The sequence below is a fragment of the uncultured Acidaminococcus sp. genome (assembly GCA_900538365.1).
In the GTDB taxonomy this organism is placed as follows: Bacteria; Bacillota; Negativicutes; order Acidaminococcales; family Acidaminococcaceae; genus Acidaminococcus.
Window position 1 is genome coordinate 1 of record UPXT01000045.1, and the last position, 19,080, is coordinate 19,080.

16 protein-coding genes, 1 tRNA gene and 1 riboswitch are annotated in these 19,080 nt (G+C 51.0%); of the genes, 8 read left to right on the plus strand and 9 right to left on the minus strand.

The window, feature by feature from the left end:
• The first annotated feature begins 131 nt into the window (after window positions 1–131).
• Window positions 132–208 (plus strand) — tRNA-Val (locus QZQ08_RS08160).
• Between the two features lie 113 nt (window positions 209–321).
• Window positions 322–403, plus strand: a riboswitch (ZMP/ZTP riboswitch).
• Window positions 404–515: 112 nt separating this feature from the next.
• On the plus strand, window positions 516–1,736 hold the full coding sequence (locus QZQ08_RS08165; protein ID WP_296330631.1) for an OFA family MFS transporter: 1,221 nt from the start codon (window positions 516–518) through the stop codon (window positions 1,734–1,736).
• Window positions 1,737–1,795: 59 nt separating this feature from the next.
• Here QZQ08_RS08165 and QZQ08_RS08170 read toward each other — a convergent pair whose 3' ends face one another.
• Window positions 1,796–2,182: a C-GCAxxG-C-C family protein gene (locus QZQ08_RS08170; RefSeq protein WP_296330633.1), complete on the minus strand. Its 387-nt coding sequence runs from the start codon at window positions 2,180–2,182 to the stop codon at window positions 1,796–1,798.
• Between the two features lie 114 nt (window positions 2,183–2,296).
• On the opposite strand from QZQ08_RS08170, the gene larA reads away from it, so the two are divergent.
• Window positions 2,297–3,598 carry a nickel-dependent lactate racemase gene (gene larA, locus QZQ08_RS08175; protein ID WP_296330636.1) on the plus strand — a complete coding sequence of 434 codons (1,302 nt, stop codon included), beginning with the start codon at window positions 2,297–2,299 and terminating at the stop codon, window positions 3,596–3,598.
• Between the two features lie 40 nt (window positions 3,599–3,638).
• On the opposite strand, the gene QZQ08_RS08180 is transcribed toward larA, so the two are convergent.
• A complete protein-coding gene (locus QZQ08_RS08180) occupies window positions 3,639–3,827 on the minus strand; it encodes a hypothetical protein (protein ID WP_296330637.1) in 189 nt (62 codons plus the stop codon).
• 160 nt (window positions 3,828–3,987) lie between these two features.
• Here QZQ08_RS08180 and QZQ08_RS08185 point away from each other — a divergent pair, with 160 nt between their 5' ends.
• The gene (locus tag QZQ08_RS08185; protein ID WP_296330638.1) at window positions 3,988–4,848 is read left to right on the plus strand and encodes a fumarylacetoacetate hydrolase family protein; all 861 of its coding nucleotides are present in this window, start codon (window positions 3,988–3,990) and stop codon (window positions 4,846–4,848) included.
• A gap of 79 nt (window positions 4,849–4,927) precedes the next feature.
• On the opposite strand, the gene QZQ08_RS08190 is transcribed toward QZQ08_RS08185, so the two are convergent.
• Window positions 4,928–5,887, minus strand: coding sequence for a lactate/malate family dehydrogenase (locus tag QZQ08_RS08190; RefSeq protein WP_296330641.1), 960 nt, complete (start codon window positions 5,885–5,887; stop codon window positions 4,928–4,930).
• Window positions 5,888–6,476: 589 nt separating this feature from the next.
• Here QZQ08_RS08190 and QZQ08_RS08195 point away from each other — a divergent pair.
• Complete coding sequence (locus QZQ08_RS08195; RefSeq protein ID WP_302889366.1) at window positions 6,477–8,141, plus strand: carbon starvation protein A; 1,665 nt, start codon at window positions 6,477–6,479, stop codon at window positions 8,139–8,141.
• A gap of 80 nt (window positions 8,142–8,221) precedes the next feature.
• On the opposite strand, the gene QZQ08_RS08200 is transcribed toward QZQ08_RS08195, so the two are convergent.
• Window positions 8,222–8,836: a PolC-type DNA polymerase III gene (locus tag QZQ08_RS08200; protein ID WP_296330645.1), complete on the minus strand. Its 615-nt coding sequence runs from the start codon at window positions 8,834–8,836 to the stop codon at window positions 8,222–8,224.
• 157 nt (window positions 8,837–8,993) lie between these two features.
• On the opposite strand from QZQ08_RS08200, the gene QZQ08_RS08205 reads away from it, so the two are divergent.
• Window positions 8,994–9,920, plus strand: coding sequence for an AEC family transporter (locus QZQ08_RS08205; RefSeq protein ID WP_296330662.1), 927 nt, complete (start codon window positions 8,994–8,996; stop codon window positions 9,918–9,920).
• A gap of 50 nt (window positions 9,921–9,970) precedes the next feature.
• Here QZQ08_RS08205 and ligA read toward each other — a convergent pair whose 3' ends face one another.
• Window positions 9,971–12,013 carry an NAD-dependent DNA ligase LigA gene (gene ligA / locus QZQ08_RS08210; RefSeq protein ID WP_296330648.1) on the minus strand — a complete coding sequence of 681 codons (2,043 nt, stop codon included), beginning with the start codon at window positions 12,011–12,013 and terminating at the stop codon, window positions 9,971–9,973.
• A 12-nt stretch (window positions 12,014–12,025) separates the two neighbouring features.
• A complete protein-coding gene (pcrA, locus tag QZQ08_RS08215) occupies window positions 12,026–14,278 on the minus strand; it encodes a DNA helicase PcrA (protein ID WP_296330649.1) in 2,253 nt (750 codons plus the stop codon).
• 104 nt (window positions 14,279–14,382) lie between these two features.
• Here pcrA and QZQ08_RS08220 point away from each other — a divergent pair, with 104 nt between their 5' ends.
• Both QZQ08_RS08220 and QZQ08_RS08225 read left to right on the plus strand, forming a co-directional pair.
• Window positions 14,383–15,168, plus strand: coding sequence for an ATP-binding protein (locus QZQ08_RS08220; protein WP_296330651.1), 786 nt, complete (start codon window positions 14,383–14,385; stop codon window positions 15,166–15,168).
• A gap of 35 nt (window positions 15,169–15,203) precedes the next feature.
• On the plus strand, window positions 15,204–16,589 hold the full coding sequence (locus QZQ08_RS08225; protein WP_296330653.1) for an NCS2 family permease: 1,386 nt from the start codon (window positions 15,204–15,206) through the stop codon (window positions 16,587–16,589).
• 352 nt (window positions 16,590–16,941) lie between these two features.
• Here the strand turns inward: QZQ08_RS08225 and QZQ08_RS08230 are convergent, their stop codons facing one another.
• The 3 genes from QZQ08_RS08230 to map form a co-directional block, all read right to left on the minus strand.
• Window positions 16,942–17,403: a hypothetical protein gene (locus QZQ08_RS08230; RefSeq protein ID WP_296330655.1), complete on the minus strand. Its 462-nt coding sequence runs from the start codon at window positions 17,401–17,403 to the stop codon at window positions 16,942–16,944.
• A 142-nt stretch (window positions 17,404–17,545) separates the two neighbouring features.
• Window positions 17,546–18,061, minus strand: a complete 516-nt coding sequence (locus tag QZQ08_RS08235) for a nitroreductase family protein (protein WP_296330657.1) — start codon at window positions 18,059–18,061, stop codon at window positions 17,546–17,548.
• A 17-nt stretch (window positions 18,062–18,078) separates the two neighbouring features.
• Window positions 18,079–18,897 (minus strand): type I methionyl aminopeptidase, encoded by an 819-nt coding sequence (gene map, locus QZQ08_RS08240; protein ID WP_296330659.1) that lies wholly within the window; start codon window positions 18,895–18,897, stop codon window positions 18,079–18,081.
• Between the last annotated feature and the right edge of the window lie 183 nt (window positions 18,898–19,080).

Below are 19,080 nucleotides of genomic sequence, written 5' to 3' on the forward strand. Positions count from 1 at the left end.
CCAAAAGATTTCCTGTATGTCTTTTTATATGTCCTATTTCATTTTACAATTAACCGGATTATTTTTTTCTTCAAAAAAAATAAAAAAGAGTTGACAAGACCTGTTCATTTGGGTATACTAATATTCGTCTCGGAACTATAGCTCAGATGGTTAGAGTACCACGTTGACATCGTGGGGGTCACTGGTTCGAATCCAGTTAGTTCCACCACTTCAAAGATGAAGCCGCTCCTAGGGGGGCGGTTTTTTTGTCTATCTTTTTTCCTGAATTTCTTCTTGCTCCTTTCTGTCATACCTGCTATAATAGCCGCATCACAATCAAATAAAGCAGTGCAGAACTGACGGATAAGTGGAATTGACCACGTGCTCTGCATTGTGTAACTTGCCGACCGTCTGGGCAGAGAAAAGCCGCCCGGATGATCCTTCTTTATCCCGGCCCCTTCATCTGCAGCCTTATGCTGCAGATGGGTCCGGGCCTTTTCTCTTTCTAGGGGAAGTTTTCCCAGAAAGGAAGCAGTATGAGAAATCGCGCACTGATTGCACTGTCCGCCGTGGGCATCCACCTCTCCATTGGGAGTGTCTATGCTTTCAGCGTCCTTGTCCGCCCCATCATGGAAGCCTTGGGCGCTTCCATGGGGGATGTCACCTGGACCTTTTCCCTTGCCATCTTCTTTCTTGGCATGTCGGCCGCGCTCTTGGGGCGCTTTGCAGAAAAAATGGGACCCCAAAAAAGTGGCCTCATGGCCGCCTTTTTCTTTGGAACGGGGCTTTTAGGTACGGCCTATGCCCTTTCCATCAAGAGCCTTCCCCTCCTTTATCTCTTTTATGGGTGCATTGGCGGCATTGGTCTTGGCACAGGCTACATCACGCCAGTATCAACCTTGGTGAAATATTTTCCCCGCCACCGCGGTTTTGCGACAGGCCTTGCCATCATGGGCTTTGGTTTTGCCGCCCTCATTGCAGCTCCCCTCATGCAGCATCTTACCCGCACGGTGGGCCTTACCCGCACCTTCTGCCTCATGGCAGGGAGCTACTCGGTCATCATGGTCCTTTGTTCCCTCTACCTCAAACCGCCCGTCCTAAAAAAGGAAAAGGAAGCTGATTCCCAGCTCCTTACGGGAAAGACCGCATCGGAAGCCATGCATACCTGGCAGTTCCAAAGCCTCTGGTGGGTCTTTTTCATCAATATTACCTGCGGCATCGGTCTGCTTGCTGTCTTAAGTCCCATGGCCCAGGACGTGATCGGCATGTCAGCTCAGGAAGCCGCTGCTTTTGTAGGCATCATCGGCATCATGAACGGCGGCGGACGCATCCTTTGGTCCACCATTTCCGACCGACTGAGTCGCCCCGTTACGTACATCCTCTTTTTTGCCCTTGAGATCCTGGCCTTTTTCATCCTCAGCGCCACCACCTCTTCCTTTGTCTTCAAGGGGCTTGTGCTCTTTATCATCAGTGCCTATGGCGGCGGCTTTTCCTGCATGCCGGCCTATTTGAGCGACCTTTTCGGCACCAAAGAGCTAAGTGCCATCCACGGCCGCATCCTTTCCGCCTGGGCAATGGCGGGCATTGCCGGTCCAACCCTCATCTCCTTTTTCTATAAGCAGACAGGCACCTATGCATCGGTTCTCATATTCTTTGCACTTGTCTTCATCCCGAACCTCATCATAGCCATTCAGCTCAAGCGCAAAGGTTTTGAAAAAAAAGAAGTCCCTGCCCTTGCCTCTATTGAACCAAAATGAAGGCATGAAAAAAGCAGCCCTGAAAAGGGGGCTGCTTTTTTTGAGGTCGGGAAGGTCCTTTAGGCGGAAAGGATGGCATCCAGCCGTTCTGCCATGTGGATGACGAGCCCATCACAATTGACCTTCTTTGTCACCCCTTGCTGAGCGGCTTTCGTAAGCAGTTCCGTGCAGGCCGTGGTCCCGTGGTCACGGAAAAAATCTTGGAGCAGGGCCATGGCCTTTTCCTGGGGAATCCCTGCAAGGGACAAGATCATAAGGCCGGCACTCACTACACCGCACGTACCGCCGTGCATCATGCCGCCGCCATAATTTGCGCCCATGGCAAAGGCCCGCTCGTCACTGACGCCAAGGACATCAGAAAAAGCGACAAAAAGGGATTGGGCACAATTATAATGAATGGGTTCATCACTTTCGCGAAGCTTTTTAGCTCTTAAAACATGATTCATGGATCATTCCTCCTTTGTACAGGTCCCATTATACCCCATTCGGGTATCAATTGAATAGAGGGAGGAGCCAAAAGGTGATATAATAAGGACCATCTAAAGAAAGGAAGACATCCTATGGCTGAAAAAACCATTCATATTCCCTACGGAAAAGGCGAAGCCACTCTGACGCTTCCCCAAGAGCGGATTGGGTCCATCCTTGTGCCGCAGCACCATGCTGCCCTTTCTATAGACAATGCCGTGACGGCCAGTCTGCGTCACCCCATTGCTTCCCCTCCCCTGCGCGAAATGGTAAAAAAAGGGGCGTCCGTCGTCATTGTAACGGCGGATATTACCCGCGCCTGGAACCATTCACGGGATTTCATGCGGCCCCTTATCAACGAACTCAACGATGCAGGCATCCCCGATGAAGATATTTCCATCGTTTTTGCCCAAGGTACGCACCGGGCCCAAACCCCTGATGAGGACATAGCTGTCGTCGGAGAAGAAGTCGCTCGCCGGATCCGTCTTTACCAGCACGACTGTCACGACCGGGAAAACCTTGTCCTTGTGGGGACCACATCGTACGGCACCCCAGTCGAACTCAACCGCCGTGTTGTTGAAGCAGATTTTGTTATCGTGACCGGCGGAATCATGCCCCACCTGTTTGCAGGCTTTGGCGGCGGACGAAAAATGATCCTTCCCGGCGTTGCCAGTTGGGAAACAATCCAGAAAAACCACGCCCTCGCCCTTTCAGATACCCTCGGGGAAGGCATCAATCCCCTTACAGAGGGCCGCTCCTTAACGCATAATCCCGTCCATCAGGATATGCTGGAAGGCATGGAATTCTGCCGGCCTGATTTCCTTCTGCACTCCCTCATCAATGAAAGGGGCGAAGTCTGCGGTTTTGTCAGCGGCGATCCCTATGAAGCCTGGCTTGAAGGAACGCAGGAAGTGCTCAGCAATGACGCGGTTTCCTTTTCCCAAAAAGCGGACCTGACCATTGTCGGCGCCGGAGGATATCCCAAGGACCTTTCCCTCTACCAAGGCTGCAAATGCTATGAACCGGCCCGGGACGTAACCAAAAAAGGCGGGATCATCATTGCCCTGATTGAATCGCCGGACATCAAGGAACCACAGATTTTCTGGGACAGTTTCCGCTACGACAGCCGCCTTTCCATGGAAAAGGCCCTGCGGCAGCATTTTACCATCCCCTTTTTTGTCGCTTATTTCCTCTGCACCCTGACAGAAGACTACACCCTGTACCTTGTGACCAAACAGGAAAACTTTGAAGCCGTGCGCCGCATCCACCAGATTCCCACAAGGACGCTGGAAGAAGCCTATGAAAAGGCCAAGGCCCAGCTCCTTGCGGAAGGAAAGACGGACTTTACGGTCAATATCATTCCCAACTGCGGCATGGTCATTCCTCTTGAGCGCTGACAAAAGAAATCCCTTCCAGATGACCCGGAAGGGATTTTCTTCATTCATAGTGGTTCAGGATATTGCGGACCCGTTCCTTTTTGCTCCTAGGGACCTTGTTCTCATAGTTGCGGAAATTGTTTTCCCGGTGGTCCGTTGAATAGTCCGCATAATCAATTTCGAAATGGGATTCATAGCTTCGGTTATAGTCACCGTGCCCATCATCACATTGATAGATCAGTTGCTCCATAGGACCCTCTTCTTTCCATAAATGCATTCTTTTATTATTTTATCACAGCCAGCCGCCTTATAGAAAGAGAAATTTCCCGGTGAAAATCGTCTGAATTCTCTAGAAATCAAGACAAAAAAAGGGTACAATAAAGGAAGTACCCTACAGAGGAGTGATTCCCGTGAAAATTGTAACCATGTTAAATGACGGGCAGGAACAAGTCGGCATCCTGTCTGAAGACGGAAAGTTTGTCATTCCCGCCAACAAGTATGCCGATATGCCCGACCTCATGGCCCACAGCGATTTTGAGGAACTGCTTGCCATCAGCCGCATGGGAGTTGCCGCAGTCCCCGTAGAAAGCGTCAAGATCCTGTCTCCCATTACAGAACCGGCCAACGACATCATCTGCCTGGGAATCAACTATGCCTCCCACGATGAAGAACTGCCGCAGGAATACACGGAAGAAAAGATCCAAAAACGGGACGTTCCCGTCTATTTTTCCAAACGGGTCACGCGCTGCGTCGATCCTGACGGAGCCATTGACGGTCATTTTGATATCGTCAGCAAACTTGATTACGAATGTGAACTTGCCGTCATTATCGGGAAGGACTGCAAGGACGTAAGCGAAAAAGAAGCACCGGACTATATTTTTGGCTATACCATCTTGAATGATGTCACAGCCCGAGATGTCCAAACGGCCCACAAGCAGTGGTACTTTGGAAAAAGCTTGGACCAGTTTGCGCCCATGGGCCCGGTCATCGTTACGGCAGAAGAGTTTGCCTTCCCGCCGGCCCTTACCATTACGTGCCGCGTAAATGGTGAGTTGCGGCAGCAGGACAATACAAAGAACCTCGTCCACAGCATTGCCTACATCATCAGCGAACTCTCCCACGGTATGACCCTGCGCTGCGGCACCATTATTTCCACGGGCACACCGGCCGGCACAGGCGTCGGCATGAACCCGCCCCGCTATCTAAAGCGCGGTGACGTCGTCGAATGTGAAATTGAAGGCATCGGTGTCTTGAGAAACATCGTCAAATAGCCGTATATCAAGAACAACCATCGTTCTATAAACAGAAAAAAGCTGCCACCTTTTTGGGTGACAGCTTTTTTGTTTCCCCTCATTCGGCCTTTTTCCATATCGCTTCGGCTTTTTTGATATTTTCCCGAATGGCCGTGCAGCACTTCTTGAATTCCTTTTTTTCCGCATCCGTGAGAGATAGTTCAACAACCTTTTCCACGCCATTTTCACCGACCACGCCGGGCACACCTGCAAAGATGCCGTCTTCGCCATATTCACCGCGAAGGGGCGCGCTCGTTGCCATGATATGCTTTTCATCGCGCAGGACGTATCCGGCAAGGGTCGCTGCCGTATACGCAATGCCGTATTCCGTGCAGCCCTTGCCTACGTAGGTCACCCAGCCGCCTTTGATGGTTTTTTCCTTGATGGCATCATGATCAAAAACGAAACGGGAATCATCCTTCAGTTCTTCAAGGCGCTTGCCGCCGAACTGGATGACGGACCAAGGCACCATCTGCGCGTTGCCGTGTTCGCCCATCATGTAGGCCGTAATGGATTTATGGTCAAGGCCAGTCTGTTGGGAAATGGCACTTACCAGGCGCGACGTGTCAAGGCCTGTCCCCGTGCCAAAAACATGGCCCGTAGGCAGACCGCTCAATTTGGAAATCAGATCGGACACCACATCACAGGGATTGGTGATGTTGATGAAGATTCCCTTGAAGCCGCCCTTCATGATCTTGGGAATGAAGTCAGCAACTTGGGCCACTGTAAAGTTCATTTCCGTATCTCGGTTATGGGTGACAAGCAGGTCAATTTTCCCAATCGCATTGATGATGATATCGCAGTCTCCCAGTTCTTCATAGGAAGCCATGGCATAGCTGACATGATGGGGCATGAACATGGCCGCATCCATGAGATCCTGATGCTCACTGACAAGCTTCTTTTCATTGATATCACAAAGTTTGACAAGGTCAGCCGTTCCCGTGACCCCTAACGTATAGGCAACATGGGCACCGACATGGCCCAGACCAACAACACCGACGATTCGTTTCTTTGACATGCTACCACTCTCCTTTTTCATACAAGCACATTATATTGTATTCACTCCGTGCAAAAAATCAACCTTTGTCTCCATTTTATCCTGTATAATGAATCATTTTATTCATTTTTTCCACACTATTTCAATTACTTTGAATCACTAGTCGGCTCTTTTCTTCTAAAAGTACGTAATAAGCAGTACATTTTGTATTTATACATATTAATTTTTCATGAACAATTCCCAGTTATTTTCATACCTCATTGATATAAAGGTAACACTTTTATCCTTTTATTATTGTTTTCAAAAGTAAGTGTTTCGTCTTATAGGATTTTTCATTTTTTCATCTACAAAAGTAAAATTTCTTTCAATTCCTATTTTCCTCAATGTACGTTTTTACATATATGTCCTTATGTAAAAGACCTTATCTCTATATTTCGCGTTCTTTTGGAGATTCTCCATAACAAAATAGCAGTATTTTACCACTCATTTTTAAAATTTATGTTGACAATTATGTATACAAGTGATAAATTATGGCTCTGTAAACACTCATCACCCTCTCAATCCCAGCATTCATGCGGGACTTGAAATTTTTGGAAAGGAAGTGGCTATGATGAATGGATTAACATTGGTTTGTATTGCAATCGTCATCTTTGCGTGTGCCTACCTATTCTATGGCCGTTGGCTCGTCAAGACCTGGGGTATCGAACCCGATGCCAAGACGCCGGCCTATCGCTTTGAAGATGGCCGCGACTTTGCGCCGGCTTCCCGTTTTACGGTCTTTGCCCATCAGTTTTCTTCAATTACGGGAGCAGGCCCTGTCACAGGCCCGATTATTGCCGCTATGTTTGGTTGGCTTCCTGCATTCTTATGGATTATTGTAGGCGGCATTTTTTTCGGCGCTGTCCAGGACTTTACGGCCCTTTATGCTTCGGTCCGCAACGATGGCAAGAGCATGGGCAAGATCATTGAACAGTACGTTGGCAAGACGGGCTGCAAGATGTTCCTCCTGTTCAGCTGGCTCTTCTCCCTTCTTGTCATTGCAGCCTTTTCCGACATCATGGCAAGCACGTTCAATGGCTTTTCCAAGACGGGTGAACTCCTGGGACCAAATGCAGCTGCCGGCTCCATTTCCACCCTCTACGTTTTCGTTGCCATGGTTTTTGGCTGGGCCGTTCGCCGCTTTAATATCAGCGGCGTCAAGGAAGTGGTCCTGGCCCTCATCTGCATGGTTGCCATGATTGCTGTGGGGATTGCCAATCCGCTTTTTGCCTCCCGCACCAGTTGGCTCTACGCAACCTATGCCTATTGCTTCATAGCTTCTGTCCTGCCCATGTGGCTCCTTATCCAGCCTCGTGATTATTTAAGTGTTTTCCTGCTCCTTGGCATGATCCTGGCAGGCGTTGTCGGTATCCTCGTCGGCAATCCCACCATCAATATGCCGGCTTTCAAGGGCTTTACCGTGGCAAACCGGCCCCTTTTCCCCATCCTTTTTGTAACCATCGCCTGCGGCGCCGTTTCCGGCTTCCACAGCCTGGTTTCTTCCGGTACTTCTTCCAAGACCATTTCCAACGAAAAGGATATGCTTCCTGTTGGCTATGGCGCCATGCTCATTGAATCCGTCCTGGGGGTTGTTTCCCTCGTCATTGCCTGCTCCGTTGCAGTCAACGGAGCTCTGCCGAAAGCAACGCCCTTTGCTATCTTCGGATCTGCCATCGGCCGTTATTTTTCCATTTTCGGGATTCCGCCCTATGTCAGCAACTGCATCGTGACCATGTGCATCTCCGCCCTTGCCATGACGACCATCGACGCCGTCACCCGTATCGGCCGCATGATGCTCCAGGAACTGCTGAGCGAATATGACAGCAGTGCCGCGAAATTCCTCTCCAACACCTACGTAGCAACGATTGTTACCTTGATTCCAAGCTACCTGCTCTGCCTCGGCGGTTACCTCAACATTTGGCCGCTCTTTGGGGCTGCCAATCAGCTGCTTTCCGCCCTGGTCCTCATTGCCCTTGCCGTCTTCCTGCGTACGACGGGCCGCAAGAGTTGGATGCTCTACATCCCCATGACCTTTATGTTCATTGTCACCATGAGTGCCCTCTGCCTGTCCCTGTATGGAATCTATGGCAAACTCATGGCCGGCACCTTCGTCCTCATGGTTGATGGCCTGCAGCTTGTCGTTGCCGTTGCCCTGATGTTCCTTGCCCTGATGGTTGTCAAACACTGCGGGAAGGAGCTCGTAGGTGACGCCCCCAAAAGTCAAACGGCACAATAAAAAAGAAGGGGGCTTTCGCCTCCCTTCCCAGCAAAAGACCTAGGTCCACGGGACCTAGGTCTTTTTGGTTCCTTATGAAGTCAGCCCTGCTGCGTCTTAAGGCGCCAGAGTTTATCCAGTACCTTTTCCGTGAGTTCACAGTCATCAACGGCCCGATGATGGTTGCCCGCGATGCCAAAATACTCACAAAGGGCTTCCAGACTGTAATGGTATAAACCTGGCACAACGGTCTTGGCAAGCTTCTTCGTATCAAGATAGGGGTTATTCAAATGTTCCCCCGTTTCCCGGTAAAACCGGTCATAAAGGAAGTTGATATCAAAATTGACATTGTGCCCCACCAAGGTATAGCCGCCCAAAAAATCCCGCAGCCGCGGCAGGATCTTCCTAAAGGTCGGTGCCCCCACAAGGTCGCTGTCCGTAATGCCTGTCAGGCTGGTAATAAAAGGTGACAGGCTTTGGTATGGTTCCGGGGTCAGGAAGGTCTGGAAACGATCTGAAACGGTGCCATTTCGTACATGGATGGCCCCGATTTCAATGATGGCACTGCGTGCCACGTCAAGTCCTGTTGTTTCAATATCAATGACCACATAGGACAGGGGGCGCACCAAGGTGAGCTTTCCTTTGCGGCGTTTTGCTTCCGGCTCCGTGTCCCGCGGCGCCAGGCTATCAAATAAGGAAAGGGAATAAGGTTCCATAGGAATCCTCCTTTCAAGAATCATTGGCTGTATCCAAATCTTGGATGTTCTATTATATAGCATTTCGGTAGGAAAGCAACGTTTTTTTGCAAAATTTCACAAAAGCACCTATAATGGTAAAAATTCATCCTTACGGAGGTGACCTTACTTGGCAATCGTGCCCCTTTTGTTTTCCCAGCTATCCTCCCTGCTTCTTATTGCCATCATCGGCTACGCGGCCGTCAAGAAAGGCATCATGAAGGCGTCCGAGTGCACACCCATTTCGACGCTTCTCATTTATGTCATCATTCCCTCGTCCATCATCAAGGCCCTGCAGCTTCCCTTATCGGAAGAAAAAATCCATGGCTTTGGCATTGCTGTCATTTTTGCCATTGCGGTCCATCTTTTCTGGCTGGTCCTCATCACCTTTTTAGGCAAGACAACGAGCCTTGACGGTACAGCGCGGGCCTCCCTGATGTACACCAATTCAGGAAACCTCATCTTTCCCCTGGTGGCCTCCGTTTTTGGTGAGGAATACGTCTTTTATGCCTGCATGTACAATGCCGTCCAACAATTTTTTGTCTGGACCCACGGCATGGCCCTCATGAGTGGAAAGCGCCGCATCACGCTTCGGCAGGCGCTTGTTAACATCAACATCCTTTCTGTGGCCATGGGCATGACCCTCTTTTTCTTTCAAATCATACTGCCGCCGATCATCCAGAACACCATGGGCATGCTGGCCGGCATGATAGGCCCCTTGAGCATGCTCGTAACGGGCATGGTCATGGCCGAAAAGGACCTGTCCGGCCTTTTTCATTCAACCAAGGTATGGCTGATTTGTATAGGCAGGCTTTTCGTTTTTCCTTTTTTTGTCACCCTCCTTGTCATGGCAACCGGCTTCTTGAAGACTCACCCAGGGGAACTCTTTTTGTTCCAAATTGGGATGCTGGCTGTCTGCGCCCCGCCGGCAACGCTGCTGACCCAATTTGCCGTCATGTTTAGGAAGGACGCCTTCCTTGCCGGCAGTGTCAACCTCATCAGTATGGTCCTGTGCGTCATCACCATGCCGCTTATGATCGTCCTTTTCACTTATTTGGCCGGCTGAATCCAACAAAAAAGCTGCGGAGAAAGAAACCTTCCTTCTCCGCAGCTTTTTTATCTGGATGATTGGGCGTCCCTATTTTCCAGGAGCCGCCTGAATGCGGCTTCATCAAGGATAGTGACACCCAAGGACTGGGCTTTGGTATATTTGCTGCCTGGATCGGCACCTGCGACAACATAGTCCGTCTTCTTGCTGACGGAACTTGTCACCTTGGCCCCCACTTCTTGAGCCATGGTCTGGGCCGTTGCCCGGTCAAGGGTGGGCAGGGTCCCCGTAAAGACCATGGTCTTACCGTAGAAGGGATGATTCTCATTGGAAGCAGCCGTTCCCAACATCTTCATATTAAGTCCTAATTCCTTTAGCCGTTCTACATAATCCTGGTTTCCTGGGTCGCCAAAATAGGTCACGACACTTTCGGCAATGACCTGCCCAATGTCAGGAATCTGTGCCAATTCTTCCTGCGTAGCCTTCATCAGGGCGTCCATGGTCTGGTATTTCAAGGCAAGGGTGCGGGCCACCTTGGCCCCAACATGACGGATGCCAAGGGCAAATAGAAGCTTATCCAAGCTGTTTTCCTTACTGGCAGCAATGGCCCTGACGAGGTTATTGGCAGACTTTGCGCCCATGCGGTCCAGTTCCATGAGGTCATCTGCCGTAAGCAGATAAAGGTCGCTCGGATCCTTTACCAGGTTCCGTTCCTGGAGCTGGAGCAGGACAGCAGGGCCGCAGCCATCGATGTTCATGGCGTCGCGGCTTGTAAAATGGATGAGGCCTTCCCTGCCCAAGGCCGGACAGTGAGGATTGGTGCAGCGCACCGCGGCTTCCCCATTTTTGCGGACAACCGGCCAGCCGCACTCCGGACATTCCGTAGGCATATGGAAAACCTTTTCCTCTCCTGTCCGTTTTTCCACGGCGACACGCAGGACTTCCGGGATGATTTCCGCTGCTTTATTGATAATGACCCGATCACCGATGCGGATATCCTTTTCCGCAATAAAATCTTCATTATGAAGTGTGGCGCGGCTGATGGTGCTCCCCGAAAGCTTTACTGGATCAAGGACAGCTGTCGGTGTAAGGACGCCCGTTCGACCCACTTGGATAACGATGTCCCGCAGCGTCGTTTCAGCCTGTTCGGGCGGGAACTTATAGGCCATGGCCCAGCGGGGATCCTTTCCCGTCGACCCGAGAATATTCTGCTGCCACACGGCGTTGACCTTGACGACGACACCGTCCGTATCATAGCCAAGGCTCTTGCGGCGCTCACCGTGACGAACAATGAGGGCGTTGGCCTCTTCAATGGTCGTGACCTTGGTCCGACCTTCTGTCGTTGTAAAGCCATAGGCCTCAAGGCGGTCCATGGAATCATTATGCGTATCAAGGGCACCCGTGCCAATGCCGTAGGCAAAAAAAGCCAGGGAACGCCTAGCCGTGACGCGGGGGTCGAGCTGACGCAGGGAACCGGCAGCGGCATTCCGGGGATTGGCAAATTCCGTCTCCCCTCTTTCTACCCGCTGCTCATTCAGCTTCAAAAAGGCATGACGTGGCATATAGACTTCTCCCCGCACATCAAGGAGTTCCGGCATGGGAACACCGGGAAGCGAGGGCAGGACCTTAGGGATATTTTTGATGGTCCGCACATTTTCCGTCACATTTTCGCCGACCATGCCGTCGCCACGCGTCGCTGCCCGGACAAAGCGGCCATTTTCATAGATGATGCTGCAGGCAAGACCGTCGATTTTCGGTTCCACCACATATTCTACTTTGGCATCCTTAGGAAGACCTTCATGGACCCTGCGGTCAAACTCCTTCATTTCTTCCGGGGAAAAGGCATTGGCCAAACTTAAAAGCGGCGTAATGTGATGCACTTCCGTAAACCCTGGTTTTGCGTAGCCGCCGACGTGCTGTGTCGGGGAATCAGGCGTTACAAGTTCAGGATATTCCGCCTCAATGGCCCGCAGCTGGCGCATAAGACTGTCATATTCCGCGTCAGTGATCGTGGGCATATCTTCCACGTAATAAAGATAGGAGTTGCGTTCCAATTCCTTGCGGAGGGCTTGGGCCTTTGTTAAGGCCTCTTGTTTTGTCATGGTCGTCATAAGATTCGCCTCTTATACTTTCTGGATGACTTTATATTTCGTTGAAAGGGTCTTGATGCCCGTACCGGGGAAGGCCACTTTGACAATCTGACCATCCGTGTCGGGCTGGGCCGAAATGACGGTTCCTACGCCCCAGGCCTTATGACGGACTTTATCGCCTGCCTTGAAGGCTTCCATCTCCCCCTCCGGCACATATTCGGAGCGGCTGCTGCGCCGGTCAAGGATGCTTGCCCCGCGTTTCCTGACGATACTGCGAAGCCCTGACCGTTCTTCCTGCGTCCGGTTTCCCCATGCCGCGCGCGGCGCCCCCGACCTATCCTGCTGACCGGCAAGGGCCGTTTCAATGAGATGGCGGGGAATCTCTTCAAGGAAGCGGCTCGGCGGGAACATGACCGTCCGGCCGTACATCATGCGGCTCCGGCAGCTTGTCAGGAACAGTTTTCTCTTGGCCCGCGTAATCCCAACATAGCACAGACGCCGTTCTTCTTCAAGCTTATCCGTGTCGTCAAGGGAACGCTGGCTCGGGAAAAGGCCCTCTTCCATGCCGGCCATAAAGACAACGGGAAATTCAAGTCCCTTGGCCGAGTGAAGCGTCATCAGCGTCACGGCGTCGCGGCTGAGTTTGGCATCATCGATATCGGAAACAAGGGCCACATGGTTCAGAAAATCCTCCAAGGTCTTTTCCTCTTCCGTTTCATCTTCCTGGAATTCCGCGGCAATGCGCTTTAATTCATCAAGGTTGTCCATGCGGCCCCGCGCCTGTTCCGATCCTTCCAGGAGCAAGGCATCCCAGTACCCGGTCTTTTCGAGGATATCCGTCATGAGCTGCTCCACAGGAACCGTATCGGTTTCCTTGCGCAGACTTTCAAGAAGGGTACTGAAAGTGGTCACTTTAAGGAGGCTCCTGCCAAGGAGCTCGCCAGCAAGGGGCGTCATGAGGGCTTCATGCAGCGGCAGTCCCGTTTCATTAAGGAGCGTCTTGAGTTTCTCCACGGTCGCACTGCCAATGCCCCGTTTCGGTTCGTTGATGACCCGCTCCAAGGCCTGCTCGTCACGGCCATTTACAAGGAGCCTCAAATAAGCAAGCAGGTCCTTGACTTCCTTGCGGTCATAGAACTTCAGGGACCCAACCATGATATAAGGAAGGCCGTTTTTGATGAGGGTTTCTTCAAACATACGGGACTGGGCATTGGTCCGGTAAAGGACGGCCATATCGCCCAGCTGGAAATGATCTTCGTCACGCAGCCGCCGCATATTATGGACAGTGAATTCCGCTTCATTTCGGTCGTTGAAGGCCTGAAAATAGGTGATGGGTTTTCCGTTCCCATTTTCCGTCCAAAGGTTCTTGGGCCGACGGGCGCTGTTATGCTCAATGACCGCATTGGCCGCATCGAGGATGACCTGGGTAGAGCGGTAATTCTGCTCGAGTTTATAGATCTTGGCCTCTGGATAATCTTTTTCGAAATCGAGGATATTGCTGATATCGGCACCGCGCCACCCATAGATACTCTGGTCAATATCGCCGACGGCACAAAGGTTGTTTTCCGGGGCACTGATGAGTTTGGCCAGAAGATACTGCACATGGTTCGTATCCTGGTATTCATCAATCATGACATACTGGAACTTATGCTGATATTTTTCCCGCACCTCCTTGTCATGCTGCAGCAGATCCACGGAAAGCAGCAGGAGGTCGTCAAAATCAACAGCGTTGTTCTGACGCATGCGCTTTTCGTATTCAAGATAGATTTCGGCCACTTTCTTGGCATGGAAATCCTCGGCCTTCCTCGCAAAAGCGGCACTGGAAAGCTGGGCATTCTTGGCATTTGAAATCACCGACATGACCGCGTTCAGGGGATAGAACTTTTCGTCCATCTTGAGATCCTTTAGGATGCCTTTCAGGACATTCTTGCAGTCTGTCGTATCATAAATGGAAAAGCCTGTCCCATAGCCATAGTGGGACAGATGCTTGATTTCCCGGCGCAGGAGCTGGTTGCAGAAGCCGTGGAACGTATAGAGCCATACATCTTTGGCAAGAGGGCCCACAAGCTTATCCACGCGTTCGCGCATTTCTTTGGCCGCTTTGTTCGTAAACGTAATGGCAAGGATGCTGTAAGGAGGAACGCCTTTTTCCAAAAGATAGGCAATCCGTGTCGTCAGGGCCTTTGTCTTGCCGCTTCCAGCACCTGCCAAAATTAAAATAGGCCCAGCCACATGTTTGACGGCTTCAGCCTGCTGAGTATTGAGTGATGATAATAGATCTTCCATTTTCTCCTCACAATTCGTCTAGAATTTGCTTTATTATTCTAACATGTCCGCTCTATTTTTGCTATAATAGAAGAATCCTTTTCCAGGAGTGTGAACATCATCTCATGAAACACGATGCCTTTGTACCCGCCAGCGACCTTACAAAGCTGTGGCGGGCCCTGATTGAATTCAACATGATTGAAGAAGGGGATAAGATTCTCATCGGCCTTTCCGGCGGCAAGGACAGCATGTTCCTTACGGCGGCCTTAGCCGAGATCCAAAAACACAGTCCCCGCCATTTTGACCTATTGTGCTACACTATGGACGGCATGTTTGCCGAAGATTTCCCCAAAAAGGAACTGGAAGCCTTTTGCCGCACCTACGGACTCACTCATTATTCGGAACAGGTCAATGTCGAAGCCCTCTGGGCCCATCGAGGCAACACCCCCTGCTTTTCCTGTGCCTACTTCCGCCGGGCCGCGATGAACCGCAAAGCCAGCGAACTTGGCTGCAACAAGATTGCCCTGGCCCATCACAATGACGACGCCGTGGAAACCTTGATGCTGAACCTCTTCCAGTCGGGGCAGAACAAGACCTTCCTGCCCGTGACCCATCTTTCCCGCAGCGGCATGACCGTCATCAGGCCCCTGCTTTTTTACCGGGAATCGGAAATCATTGCCATCGGCAAAAAGATTGGCCTTCACCCCTTGGCAAACCCCTGCCCCTATGACGGCAAGACCCAGCGCCAGGATATGAAGGAACTGGCCCGACGCCTTGAACAAGAAATTCCCCATTTCTATGACCACATGGCCTCGGCCCTGCGGCATTCCGATAAAGAGGAACTTTGGCCGGAAAAACTGCCCCAGAAAACGATGCTGGAGCGCTTCCGTGCCTTCTGGAAAAAGTCCTGATTTTTCATTGTCCAGTAAAGAAAGGAAGTCACACCATGGAAGAACTCTTTGACCGCGTTTTCCACCTCAAGGAAAACCACACCGATGCCCGGACCGAAATCATTGCCGGCATCACCACCTTCATGACAATGGCCTATATCCTCATCGTAAACCCCTCCATCCTCAGTGCCACAGGAATGGATAAGGGGGCGCTCGTGACAACGACAGCCCTTGCCTCTGCCTTGGGGACCCTCTTCATGGCCTTGTTTGCCAACTACCCCTTTGCCCTGGCTCCGGGCATGGGACTTAATGCCTACTTTGCCTATACGGTTGTCCTGCAGATGGGGTATACGTGGCAGGTCGCCCTCGCTGCCGTCTTTGTCGAAGGCCTTGTCTTTATTTTTCTTTCCCTCACAAACATCCGGGAAGCCATTTTCAACGCCATCCCCTTGACATTGAAACGGGCCATTTCCGTTGGCATTGGCCTTTTCATCGCTTTCATCGGTCTGCTTAACGCCAAGATTGTCGTGGCCAACCCAGCAACCAAGGTTTCACTCTATTCCTTTACCAAAGCGGTTGCTGACGGGACGTTCCACAGCGTAGGGATCACCGTCGTCATCGCCCTCATCGGGATTCTTTTTACAGGCTTTCTCATCATCAAGAACGTCCGCGGCAACATTCTTTTTGGCATCCTGGGCACTTGGATTCTCGGGATGATTGCAGAAGCATCGGGCCTTTACATTCCAGATCCGAAACTTGGGACCTTCAGTGTCTTTCCCAACCTTTCTGCCGGTATGGCCGCCTTCATTCCCTTGAATCCCCTGCCCGTTTGGGGCAAGATGGATTTTTCCTCGGTCTTTTCCCTCGACTTCTTCGCCGTGATTTTTGCCTTCCTCTTCGTTGACCTCTTCGATACACTGGGGACCCTTATCGGGGTTGCCTCCAAGAGCAACATGCTCGACGAAAAAGGCCGCCTGCCCCACATCAAAGGGGCCCTCATGGCCGACTCCGTCGCAACCTGCACGGGGGCCCTCATGGGAACAAGCACGGTCACAACCTTTGTTGAAAGTGCAGCCGGCGTCGCTGAAGGCGGCCGCACAGGGCTGACAGCGGTAACCGTATCCGTGCTCTTTCTCCTTTCCCTGTTCCTGTCGCCATTTTTCATGGCCATTCCCGCCTTTGCAACGGCACCGGCCCTCATCGTGGTTGGCTTTCTCATGTTCTCGTCCGTTAATAAGATTGACATGAACGACCTTTCCGAAGCCATTCCGGCCTACATTGCCATCATTGCCATGCCTTTTTGCTACAGCATTTCAGAAGGCATTTCCTTTGGCGTCATTTCCTACACGGTCCTTAATGTCCTGACGCGTCACACGGACCGGATCAGCGGCCTCATGTACATCCTCACCATACTGTTTATCGGTAAGTACATCATGCTTTAAGGCGCATCAAAAAAGCCATCCGCAACGCGGGTGGCTTTTTTTTGATGCGCCTGGGTTACGGGCAGCCAAAGGTCCAATCTAAAACTGGTCAGTTCCTTATGAACAGGGCTGCTTGCGGCCCGTAACCAGGTCCCGCCGATCAACTATCCAGGGATTCCGCTTTCCCGTCTTATAGAAGCTGACACGTAAAAGCCTCTTTAGCTGAAGCAATCAGCCGCATTTTTCTTTTCCCTTGCCGCGGCTCTTCTTAGCTTTTTCTTTTCCTGCCAAGGGGCCCCATGAGGAAGACGCTTTACAAAAAAGCTGGCTGCGGCGGTTCTCCCTGCAGTCAGCTTTTTTACGGCTATCGCCGTCAATTTTGTTTTTTATCGTTGCTGCCCTTACCCCAGACAGTCTGCATAATGGTCTTGTATTCCTTTCCAAGATCCTGCTGAGCCAGGTTCAGCACAAAAAGAAGCATATCACCTACGGCTTCTTCCCCATCGCGGAGAATGATGCAGGATTCAGCCATAAGATTCTTGGCGCCGTCAATATAGAATTTGTATGGTTTGTACTTGAGGTTGAGCTGATTGATAAGGCCGGTGACTTCCTTTTCGTTATCGTCCCGCAGGGCTTCTGCCACAACGACAACGCGGATCATGGCAAAGGGCGTATCATCGACAAAGATGCCAAAGGGAAGGAGATTGCCATCCATGCGGAAATTGCTCCGGAAAAGGACCAGGTTATTCGGTTCACTTTTGGGTTCTTCAATGGTAAAACCTTCTACTTTTTGGTCAGCAATGAATTTCTTGAAGCGTTCTGCTCTCTTATTCATGGGGTCACGTCCTTTTTTACATTTTTCCTTATTATACTCCATGAGGAAGTAAAAAGGAAAGTTCAGGGAGATTTTATCCAATTGATGGTCATTCTTTATAAAAACTTTTAATTTTCCTTCTATCCTTCGAAGTAGGGAAACCTTAAAGTTCCTTCACCAGTTCCGTCAAACTGCGCCGCTTTTCATGAAGAGAGGAGGCTTTTGCACCTTCTGCGGCATAGCCCAAGGGAAGGAGGAAAACAGGCATTTCATTATGGGACAGACCAAAGGCGTCGGCTGTCTTGACGGGCGGAAAGTGAGCCACCCAGCAGCTTCCCAACCCTTGTTCCCAAGCTTCCAGCATAAGATGGGTTCCCACAATGCCTGCATCGACCTGTCCCGAAAGGAACCCTTTTTCCAGTTCATTGACCCACTGCTCATCGCGGCAGACTGTCACCATAAGAACAATCGGGGCATTAAAGGCGCAGGGCGTCAGTTCACGAATCTTGACAATGGCTTCCTTGCTTTTAAGCACATAAATGCGAAAGGGCTGATAATTATGGGCTGTCGGTGCCACACGCGCGGCTTCAAGGACCTTCTCCAGTTTTTCAGGTTCAACAGGGCGTTCGCTGAACTTGCGTACAGAATAACGATTTTTGGCAAGCGTGAAAAAATCCATGAGATTGCTCCTTTTTCTCAGCAAGAAAGAATTTCCGGTTCTCCCTCCGTGATGAGCAGGGTATGCTCCCACTGAGCCGAAGACTTCCCGTCTTCCGTACGAACCGTCCAATGATCGATTTCATCGATATAAAGCGCTGCCCGCCCCTCGTTGATCATGGGCTCAATGGTAATGACCATGCCCGGCACAAGGAGCATGCCCGTTCCCTTTTTCCCGACGTGGGAAACAAAAGGATCTTCATGCATGGAAAGCCCCACACCATGACCGCCAAATTCGCGGACCACGGAATAGCCATGCTTCTTGGCAAAGGACTGGATGGCCGCACCAATGTCACCCAACGTGTTCTTCCAGCCTACAGCATTCTGCATGCCGCGGCGGAGACATTCCTTCGTGATGCCCACGAGGTTCCGGCGATTGTTCGGCACGTTCCCGAGCATGAACATACGGGAAGCATCCCCAACATACCCCTTGTAGATGGTCGTGGCATCGACATTGACGATATCGCCGTTTTTAAGGACTGCATCGAGGCTTGGGATACCATGACAGATTACATCATTCACAGAGGTGCAGACGCTTTTGGGAAAGCCTTCAAAATTAAGGCAGGCCGGAGTGGCATCGTGACTGACCGTATATTCGTAGACAATGCGGTCGATTTCTTCTGTCGTCATGCCCACATGGATTGCCTTTTCCACTGCATCCAGAACCTGCGTGTTGAGCCGTCCCGCTTCGCGGATTCCGGCAATCTGTTCCAGGGTCTTGATCATCTCCATGCGGGGGACTTCCACGCCTTGCGCCGCAAGTTCCAAGAGTTTCATCTTGATTTCTTCTCGTTCCAAAATCCTAGCTCCCTTCTATTTTCATTCTTGAAAAAATACGATATAATAGGCTTTCAGTGCATAGATATCCCTGAAAGCGTAACTATTATACCATATCCATGCAATACCTTGATGCCGGCATAGAAAGGAGTATGTGTCAACATTTTCTCGGGAGACCCATATAAGATTGTGTTGCAGCTTAAT